General features: G+C 66.2%; 8 protein-coding genes. 6 read left to right on the forward strand and 2 right to left on the reverse strand.

The annotated features are described in order from the left end of the window. Positions 1-63 precede the first annotated feature (63 nt). Together J2X67_RS18590 and J2X67_RS18595 are read left to right on the forward strand one after the other, a co-directional pair. Positions 64-4,308, forward strand: a complete 4,245-nt coding sequence (locus J2X67_RS18590; protein ID WP_309955150.1) for an OmpA family protein — start codon at positions 64-66, stop codon at positions 4,306-4,308. Between the two features lie 25 nt (positions 4,309-4,333). Then, entirely contained in the window at positions 4,334-4,576 is a 243-nt protein-coding gene (locus J2X67_RS18595; protein ID WP_309955152.1) for a hypothetical protein, read from the forward strand. Positions 4,577-4,603: 27 nt separating this feature from the next. Here J2X67_RS18595 and J2X67_RS18600 read toward each other — a convergent pair whose 3' ends face one another. After that, positions 4,604-5,590, reverse strand: coding sequence for a hypothetical protein (locus J2X67_RS18600; protein ID WP_309955154.1), 987 nt, complete (start codon positions 5,588-5,590; stop codon positions 4,604-4,606). Between the two features lie 316 nt (positions 5,591-5,906). Here J2X67_RS18600 and J2X67_RS18605 point away from each other — a divergent pair, with 316 nt between their 5' ends. Next, positions 5,907-6,491 (forward strand): YSC84-related protein, encoded by a 585-nt coding sequence (locus J2X67_RS18605; protein ID WP_309955156.1) that lies wholly within the window; start codon positions 5,907-5,909, stop codon positions 6,489-6,491. Positions 6,492-6,514: 23 nt separating this feature from the next. On the opposite strand, the gene J2X67_RS18610 is transcribed toward J2X67_RS18605, so the two are convergent. Continuing rightward, a complete protein-coding gene (locus tag J2X67_RS18610) occupies positions 6,515-7,372 on the reverse strand; it encodes a plasmid replication/partition related protein (RefSeq protein ID WP_309955158.1) in 858 nt (285 codons plus the stop codon). Positions 7,373-7,700: 328 nt separating this feature from the next. On the opposite strand from J2X67_RS18610, the gene J2X67_RS18615 reads away from it, so the two are divergent. From J2X67_RS18615 to J2X67_RS18625, 3 genes are all read left to right on the forward strand, one after another. Then, entirely contained in the window at positions 7,701-8,225 is a 525-nt protein-coding gene (locus J2X67_RS18615; RefSeq protein ID WP_309955160.1) for a sigma-70 family RNA polymerase sigma factor, read from the forward strand. A 51-nt stretch (positions 8,226-8,276) separates the two neighbouring features. Further along, complete coding sequence (locus J2X67_RS18620) at positions 8,277-8,492, forward strand: DUF4880 domain-containing protein (RefSeq protein ID WP_309955162.1); 216 nt, start codon at positions 8,277-8,279, stop codon at positions 8,490-8,492. 102 nt (positions 8,493-8,594) lie between these two features. Further along, the gene (locus J2X67_RS18625; RefSeq protein ID WP_309955164.1) at positions 8,595-8,846 is read left to right on the forward strand and encodes an MbtH family NRPS accessory protein; all 252 of its coding nucleotides are present in this window, start codon (positions 8,595-8,597) and stop codon (positions 8,844-8,846) included. The last annotated feature ends 2 nt before the right edge of the window (positions 8,847-8,848 follow it).

Here is an 8,848-nt window from a genome sequence, read left to right on the forward strand (position 1 = left end):
CGAGAACGAGTGAACGCCATGAAAAGCCACCTGACACCGAAGAACCCGTTCAAGCGAGCCGATATGAGAAAGCTTCCGAAGCGTATCGCCCTGGCGGGCGCTGTCACCGCAGCCTGCATGACCATGGGTCTTGCCGCGGCACAGGAAACCGCCGTGCGCGGCCGCATGCTCGACCATGCCGCGGCCGACCCACGCGCGGTCGATATCGACGGCGCACGCCACCTGCCGCGCAGCGGCGAGCGCGAACTGCCCAAGGCCACCTTCGTGCTGGGCGATGCACGCGAGCCGGCGGTAGCCCCGGCTGCCGGGCCCGCACTCGCTGCTGCTGCCGCGCAGGAGCGCAGCGAAGCCGAGACGCCGCAATTCGCGTCGGGCTCCGATCTGCTGGCTGCGGCGGACCGCGCGCAGCTCGACCGCATCGCCGGCCTGGTGAAGGGTCGCGACAAGCTGCGCTTCGAGATCGTCGGCCATACCGACGTGCAACCGCTGAGCGCCAAGTCGCGCGAGCGCTTTGCCGACAACCATGCCCTGGGCCTGGCGCGCGCGCAGCAAGTGGCGCGCTATCTCACGCAGCGCCTCGGCCTGCCCGAATCGGCGGCGGCGGCAAGCTCGCGCGGCCCTGACGAGCCCGCTGCCGCGCCCGCATCCGACCCCGTCAACTGGCCCGCCAACCGGCGCGTGGAAGTGCGCGTGTACTGGACCGACGCAGTGGCTGTTGCCGCCGCCGCTCCGGTCGTGGCGCAGGCAGACCCTGGCGTGTGCCGCACCTTCACCGCCATCGGCACCGACGATGCGCCTCTGCGCCTGAGCGTGGACGGCCAGTTGCTCGACGGCAAGGGCGTCGCCATGCCAGGCGGCGAGGGCGCCACCAGCGCCGACCGCCAGCGCTGCGTCGACGTGCAGCTCGAGCGCAACCAGCTGCGCCTGCAGTACGACAACCTTTCGCAGCCGCGCCGCCTGAGTGCATCGGCCTGGCCCACCACCGTGGTGGCCGGCGACACCGTGCGCTTTGCGGGCTACAGCAACTACCTGCTGTTTACCGCCAAGGCCGAGCTGCGCATCTTTACGGCCAACGACGTGATGCAGCGCCGCCTGCTCGCCACGCTGCCGCTCAATACCGAAATGCGCGGTGAATGGCAGGTGCCCGCGGGCCTGCTCGACCGCCTTGGTGACGGTGCGGGCGGCAAGCTCTACTACCGCCTGCGCGTGTACGACCGGCAAGGCCGCTTCGACGAGACCGACGATCTCTCGCTCACCGTGGCCGAGCGCCACGCGCCCGAAACGACAACGCCCGATCCGGCCCGCGAACTGCTTCGCGCCTACGGCCAGAACAACATTGCCATTGCCAACATTCCGCTGGCGGCCGGCACCGTTACCGCCAGCGGCGCTGCCATTCGCCCCGGCGAGAAAGTGCGCGCGCTCGGTTTTGCAGTGCCGGTGGACGACAACGGCCGCTTCGTGTTTCAGCAACTCGTGCCGCGCCGTGTGCAGACCGGCGAAATTGCGGTCACCGATGCGCAAGGCGCCACGCGCTCGTACCGCCGCGACTTCGACTTGCCCGCGAGTGACTGGTTCTTCGTGGGCCAGGCCGACTTGACTGTGGGCAGCAACAGCGTGAGCGGCCCGGCCGCGATCATGACCAACGACAAGAACCGCTACGGCGGTGGCGGCTGGAGCGAAGGCCGCATCGCGGGCTATGCCAAGGGCCAGCTCAACGACCGCTGGACGCTTACGGCCAGCGTCGATACCGAGGAGCGCCCGCTCAAGGACCTGTTTCGCAATCTCGACCGCAAGGACCCGACCTCGCTCTTCCGCCGCTTCGACCCCGAAGATTCGTGGACCACTTTCGGCGACGACTCCACCACCATCGAGGACGCGCCCACGCAGGGCCGCTTCTACCTGCGGGTGGACGACGGACGCTCGCAGGCCATGTGGGGCAACTTCAAGCTCAACTTCGGCGACACCGAACTCACCCGCGTGAGCCGCGGCCTCTATGGTTTTCATGGCCGGTACCTTGGCGACGAGTCGACTTCGTTCGGCGAGGCGCGCCTGAAGGTCGACACCTTTGCGGCCGAGCCGGGCACGCTGGCGGCGCGCGAAGAATTCCGCGGCACCGGCGGCTCGCTGTACTACCTGCGCAACCAGGACATCACGCGCGGCGCCGAGCGTGTGAACATCGAAATTCGCGACCGCGACTCCGGCTTTGTGCTCAAGCGCACGCAGCTCGTGCCCAGCTCCGACTACGAGATCGACTACCTGCAAGGCCGCGTGCTGCTCTCCGCACCGCTGCCCAGCCTGTCGGACGACGGCTCGCTGGTGCGTGCCGGCGGCCTTACCGGCATGCCGACATTCCTGGTGGTCGACTACGAATACACGCCGATCGCAAGCTCGCTCGACACGCTCGCCATTGGCGGACGCGTCTCGTGGTGGGCCAACGACCATGTGGGCGTTGGCGTGACCGCGTCGCGGCAGGACCAGATCGGCGCCGACCAGCGGCTGGCGGGCGCAGACATTACGCTGCGCAAGACCGAGACCACCTACCTGAAGGGCGAGTTCGCGCGCAGCAAGGGCCCGGGTACCGCCCAGCTCGACTCGCTCGACGGCGGCTTCAGCTTCAGCGGGCGCAACGGCGCCCTGGGCAACACCTTGGGCAACGGCCCCACCGGTAATGCAAACGCATGGCGCCTCGAAGGGCAGGCCGACCTGGCCGACTTCGAAATGAAGGGCGGTGGCCGCATCAGCGCTTATGCGCAGTCGCGCGACGCGGGCTTCTCGGCACCGGGCCAATACGCCAGCAATGCAACGCGCCAGGTGGGCGTGTCGGCCGCAGTGCCCTTCGGCGAGAAGGGCGAGGGCGGCGAACTGCGCCTGAAGGCCGACCGCCGCGACGAGCGCGACGGCTACAACAGCAGCGTGCTCGACGCGCAATACGGCCTGCGCCTGTCGTCCGACTGGAAGCTGGGCCTCGGCATGCGCTACGACGACAAGACCGGCGACTCGCTCATCACCAGCCCCTCGCTGCCGAGCACGCAGGCGGTTTCGGGCGAGCGCGCCGATGCCGCCGTGCAGTTGGAATACACCGGCAACGACCGCTGGAGCCTCTATGGCTTTGCGCAGAAAACGCTGCGGCGCACCGGCACTCGGCTGGACAACGACCGGCTGGGCTTTGGCGGGCGCTACCGCGTCAGTGACAAGCTCGCACTGCGCGGCGAGCTCTCGACCGGTGACGGCGGCCTGGCGGGCAAGGCCGGTGTCGACTACCAGTTCGACGACCGTTCCAACCTCTACATGACCTACGTGGCCGACACCGGTCGCACCGACGAGAACCTCATCGGCCGGGGCGGCAGCCTGGTGACCGGCGTGCGTTCGCGCGTGGCCGACGGGCTCACCATGTTTACCGAGCATCGCCATGCCACCGGCACGCAGCCGGGCCTCACGCATGCCTACGGCGTGCAATACGCGCCCGACGCCAACTGGACCCTTGGCGTCAATTTCGAGAACGGCTGGGTCGGCGCCGAGACGCTGGGCGCCACGCGCCGCGAAGCGGTGGCGCTTACCGCCGGCTACTCGAGCGAGCGCCTCAAGTACAGCGGCGGCCTGGAGTACCGCAAGGACCGCACCACGGCAGAAGCGCGCACCAGCTGGCTCGTGAAGAACTCGTTCTCATGGAAGGTGAACGACGACGCACGCTGGGTCGGCAAGTTCAACTGGGCCGACAGCGACAGCAGCACCGGTGCGCTGGCCGCGGCCAAGTACACCGAGGCAATGCTCGGCTACGCACTGCGCCCGGCGCTGGACGACCGGCTCAACCTGCTCTTCAAGTACACCTACCTGTACGACCTTTCGTCGCCCGGGCAAGTGGTGTCGGCGGGCGGGCTCGACTCGAACCTGGGCACCGTGTCGACCACCGGCATCGACTACCAGCAGCGCAGCCATGTGTTCGCGATCGACGCCACCTACGACATCAACGAGCGCTGGACCATCGGCGGCAAGTACGCATGGCGCCGCGGCGAACTGCGCGCGAGCCGCGACAACTCGTCGCCCTGGTTCAAGAGTTCGGCCGAACTGGCGGTGCTGCGCGTCGACTGGAAGCTGGTGCGCAACTGGGACTGGATGGTCGAGTGGCGCTCGCTGCGCGCCAAGGAGCTGAAGGACCGCAAGAACGGCTGGGTCACGGCCGCCTACTACCACGTCAATGAGAACCTCAAGGTGGGCGTGGGCTACAACTTTACCGACTACTCCGACAACCTGACCGACATGAGCTATCGCAGCAAGGGATGGTTCCTGAACGTGCTCGGCAAGTTCTGAAGCGGCGGGCACGGGAGAACAACGCATGCGCGAACGACATGAACTCGATGTGATCGTCCCCTTGGTCGACATCGCGGAAGCGCTTGCCTCCCGGCAATACCCCGGCGACAGCCGCGGCCGCTACAGGCTCTACGAAGAGTGGGCGCAAGACTTTCTTGCGGACTTCGTCAGCCGCGCGGCCGCGGGGCGAAGACCCGAGGAAACCTATCGCAAGGACATCGTCGACTTTGCGATTCGCAAGGCCGCGGCGTACGGGTTCGCGGCCTAGCGGCGACGGCGCCGGTGGCCCTGCCCATCAGTGCAGGGCGGCCTGCAGCGCCAGGAAGGCTTCCATCTCTGCAGTGGCAGTAGCGCCCGAGCGCTTTGCCAGCGCTCGCACTACTTTCAATACTTCGCGAAAAATCTCCGCGTCGTGTGCCGGCGAGCGCTGGTCTTCTTCCTTCCAGCCGAACGTGGCCCAGCCATTTCGCGCGGACACCTGATGGTCCAGCGCGCCGAGCGCCTCGAACAGAGCCTTCATCAGGGCCGCGCCGCGCAGTTGGTTGCCGTGCACCACCGGGCTTCCGTCTACATAGGTGATCCGCATCAGATCGGGCGGCAACTCGAGCCGGCCCTCGGGGTCCAGCAGTGTTGCAAGGCGGTTCCACATCGCGCTGGCCGCGTAGCTTTCGGAGAACACCTGCGCCTGCAGCGCCGGCAAGGTGCCGGGCAGGGGCCGCTCAGCGCCCACGCCCGGGCGCAAGGCGTATTCAGCCCAGCGCGCGGTGCCCTCCAGCAGCCAGCGCGCCTTGAACATCGTGTAGCCGTACTGGTATTGGTGAAAGAGTTCGTGGGCAGGAGACACGTTCTGGTTCGAGTGGCTGTTCAGCAGGTCGATGCGCAACGCGCAATGCCCTTGGGGCTCATCCGCGGCAAGGCGGTAGTTCGTCGCTTCGTCATAGGAGCGGCCGTTGCCTTTTTCCATCTTGAACAGGAAGACGTCGATCGATGCAGTGCGCGAATTGCGCGCCTGGCGCATCGGATGCGTGAGGCCCATCACCTCGGTGAAGATGCGCCGCCCCACCACCAGCTGCGTGGCCACGTCCTCGACCTTGTCGGGCACGCCGTTGCGATTGGCATCGCGGGCGTCGGGCAATGCGTGGTCTCCATCCAGCGTGTAGAAGATGCGGAACTCATCGCGCACATGCATGCGATCGAGCCGGGGAAGGTCTGCACTGCGTGCTGTGCGGCATTCCTTCGGGCCTGTTCCCTGCGCTGCGGCAGGAAAGGCGGCAACGAGCATGGAGCCGATGAAGAGAAGGGCTTCTTTCCAGCGAGCGTGCCGAGAAATTCCACGAGAACTCCGCCGTTTGCCGAACGGCGCGGAGGTGGCATCTCGCGGGTGTTTCATTGCGCGTTCAGTATGCCACCGCAGGCAAAAGCGGCGCATCGCCTTCGCACGCCCGCGGTTCACCGGTTGCCCGACTTTGCGTAGGCCGTTTTCGCAATCTCGCTTCTGCGGAATTTTGCGCAACTAGCATGGATCGAATACGCAGCCGGGCGCACCATCACTGAGGCACTCCGGCTTTTTCTGAAGCTACCTACAAAAGGAGAGCACCATGAAATCCATTCAACTGCGAAGCCTTGCGCTCGCATGTGCGGTTGCCGTCGGCGGCATAGCGGCCGTGGGCTGCACGACCACAAGGCCACAGGACCAGGCAAGCAGCGCATCGTCCCGCGCTTCGATCGATGCGCAGGTCGATGCTGCGTTGTCCAAGCTGTACGGCTCCGCCAGGGGCTCGCGCGAACTGGTCGCCTCGTCGACCGGCGTGCTGGTGTTTCCGGCCGTGGTCGGTGCCAGCATGGGCGTGGGCGCCGAGTATGGCCGCGGCGCATTGCGCGTGAACGGGCGCACGCAGGCCTACTACAGCACCACCGCGGGCTCGATCGGCTTCCAGGCCGGCGCGCAGTCGAAGGCGGTGATCTACGTGTTCACCACGCAGGCCGCACTCGACAAGTTCCGCAACAGCAAGGGTTGGACAGCCGGTGCCGATGCCACCGTGGCTGCGGCAACCTTCGGTGCCAATGGCAGCATCGACACCAACACGCTGCGCCAGCCCGTGGTCGGCTTTGTGCTGACCAATGTGGGGCTCGAGGCCGGCGTGTCTGTGTCGGGCGCGAAGATCAGCGAGATCCGGTTGTAGGCGGCCGGGGCGCCGCGCCCCGATCAGTTCGCCAGTTGCGCCTGCAGCTCGGCGACTTGCTTCCGCAGGGCGTCGTTCTCGGCCGTGAGTTCGGCCACGCGCTGCTCAAGCACTGCAAGTGCGTCGGCCTTTGGCGGCTGATCGGCCGTATTCGAGTCGGCCGATTCAGCAGCCTCGGCCGCTTCTTCACGCGGCTTGCGCTTGGCTTCGCGAACCCGCTTGGCGGCCTGCTTGAGTTCGTCCTTGCCGGCGTTCGCCGCCGAAACCTGCTCTTCAGCGGGCAGGCTGGCCACTGCCGCGGCAGTGTTGATGGAAATCACGCCCGACTTCACGGCCGCGACCAGTTCAGGCGCGGCCTGCTTCTGGATCTTCTCGATCATCACCACCTGGTTGCTGCTGAGCCGCGCGGCGCGTGCAATGGCTTCGCGGCTGCTCAGCGGTGCGGGCGGGGGCAGGGCAGGGGCGTTGTTCGCAGGCTGATCGGCCGCGGGCGGGTCGGCATCGAAGGGCGTGTCGTCGTCGCTCGAAGGTGCCGTGTCGGCCATTGCGCGCGCGCGGCGCTCGTCGACGATGTCTTTCTTGCGCAGTGCCAGCACGCCGCGAAGAAAGTCCGAAATGCTGCGCCGGCCCAGGTGCTGGTCGATCATCCAGAGGTGCACGTCCTCTATCGTCTTGAAGCGCGTGTTCTGCACCGTTTGAAAAGGCAGGCCGTGCTTCTGGCAAATGCCGTAGCGGTTGTGTCCGTCTACCAGCACGTCGCCCCACAGCACCAGCGCATCGCGGCAGCCCTCGGCAAGGATGCTGCGCTCCAGCGCCTCGTGCTCCTCCGGAGTCAATGGATCTATATAGGCTTTGAGTTCTTCGTTGACGACGATGTTCATGAGGCAGGGATCGGGGAAAGGGCCGGAATTCTAGTTGCCGGCCACGCGCGATCATCCTGCTGTCATGCGGGCGGCCCACCATCGGCTAACGTTTGGTTGCGCTAAACCCTGCGCGCGGCTGTCTCGCTTTGGTGCGCTCGCACGTCTAGTGGGTATGGAGCATGAAGGGATCGGGAAATGGGGCTTTTTTGTATCCACAAGTAGTAATAATTCTCATTTGTATTGAGCACTTCAGGAGTACCTCCCTCATGTTCATGTGTCTTCGACCTCGTCAACGTTCTTTTGCGCAGTTCGCGCTGCGCCTCGCATGATGAGAGAGCCCATCGACATGGCGTTGCCTCTTTCCGAGCCCACGCTCGCCGAAGTCTTCATTGCCAACCGCCCGCAGCTCTTGCGCGTGGCACGGCGGATCGTGCGCACCGCGGAACTCGCCGACGACGTGCTGCAGGACGCCTACCTGAAGATCGCCGACGGCCCCTGCGTGCGCAAGGCCGACCGGCCGATCGGCTATTGCTGCCAGGTGGTGCGCAACGTGGCGCTCGACTGCTGCCGGCGGCATACCGTCGAAGCCAACTACCGCACCTTCGACGTCGATGTCGAAGCGCTCGATGTAGCGGGCCCGCCTTCGCCCGACCGGCTGATGCGCGAGCGCCAGGCGATCCACGCCATCGACAAGGCGCTGGCGGCGCTGCCTGCGCGCACGCGCCTGGTGTTCGAGCTCTATCGCCTCGAAGGACTCACGCAGCGCGAGATCGCATTGCGCCTGGGCTGCGCACTCGGGCTGGTGAACGGGCTGATCGCCGAGGCGGCGCAAGCCATCAAGGAATGCGGACGGCTGCTCGACGACGATTGAGCCTGCCGCAATCCAGGCCTGAAGGGTGCAGGATTGGTATCCTTCACGCACATGACACAAGAACAGGACGACCCCATCTGGAGCGCCGCATGGCGATGGGTTCAGCGCGAGTACGACCGCGAGAGCTTCGATGAGGCCGCACGCAGCGAGATGACAGCCTGGCTTCTTGCCGACCCGCTTCACCGCAAGGCCTACGACAAGGCAGCCCGCCTGTGGTTGCTGGCGGGCCTTGTGCCGCCCGCTTCTACTCCTGCGTCAGAGGACTGAACAGATCGCGTCCTGAAACGTCTTGTTGAACAGAGGAGCGAACAGATGGCCCGCCGGGCCGCCTGATCGCCGCAACCTGTTCAACCGCATAAGGACGCATCCATGTCGACGAGCTGCTTCGATCGCGAAGACGAGACCTTCATCGTTCTGGTCAACCACGAAGACCAGTATTCCATCTGGCCCTACTGGAAGGCCGTGCCAAAGGGGTGGACCGCGGTCGACGGCGTCAAGGGCGACAAGAAGACCGTGCTGGCCTTCGTCGAAGAAACGTGGACCGACATGCGGCCACGCTCGCTGCGCGAATGGATGGCGCAGCAGCAACAGAACCCGGCCACCGAACCTGCCGCCGGTTGACC

The organism is Variovorax sp. 3319, assembly GCF_031456585.1.
Lineage (GTDB): Bacteria > Pseudomonadota > Gammaproteobacteria > Burkholderiales > Burkholderiaceae_C > Variovorax > Variovorax paradoxus_P.

Coding starts and splice junctions, on each gene's coding strand:
- J2X67_RS18590 (WP_309955150.1), top strand. CDS start 64: ATGAGAAAGCTTCCGAAGCGTATCGCCCTGGCGGGCGCTGTCACCGCA.
- J2X67_RS18595 (WP_309955152.1), top strand. CDS start 4,334: ATGCGCGAACGACATGAACTCGATGTGATCGTCCCCTTGGTCGACATC.
- J2X67_RS18600 (WP_309955154.1), bottom strand. CDS start 5,590: ATGCTCGTTGCCGCCTTTCCTGCCGCAGCGCAGGGAACAGGCCCGAAG.
- J2X67_RS18605 (WP_309955156.1), top strand. CDS start 5,907: ATGAAATCCATTCAACTGCGAAGCCTTGCGCTCGCATGTGCGGTTGCC.
- J2X67_RS18610 (WP_309955158.1), bottom strand. CDS start 7,372: ATGAACATCGTCGTCAACGAAGAACTCAAAGCCTATATAGATCCATTG.
- J2X67_RS18615 (WP_309955160.1), top strand. CDS start 7,701: ATGGCGTTGCCTCTTTCCGAGCCCACGCTCGCCGAAGTCTTCATTGCC.
- J2X67_RS18620 (WP_309955162.1), top strand. CDS start 8,277: ATGACACAAGAACAGGACGACCCCATCTGGAGCGCCGCATGGCGATGG.
- J2X67_RS18625 (WP_309955164.1), top strand. CDS start 8,595: ATGTCGACGAGCTGCTTCGATCGCGAAGACGAGACCTTCATCGTTCTG.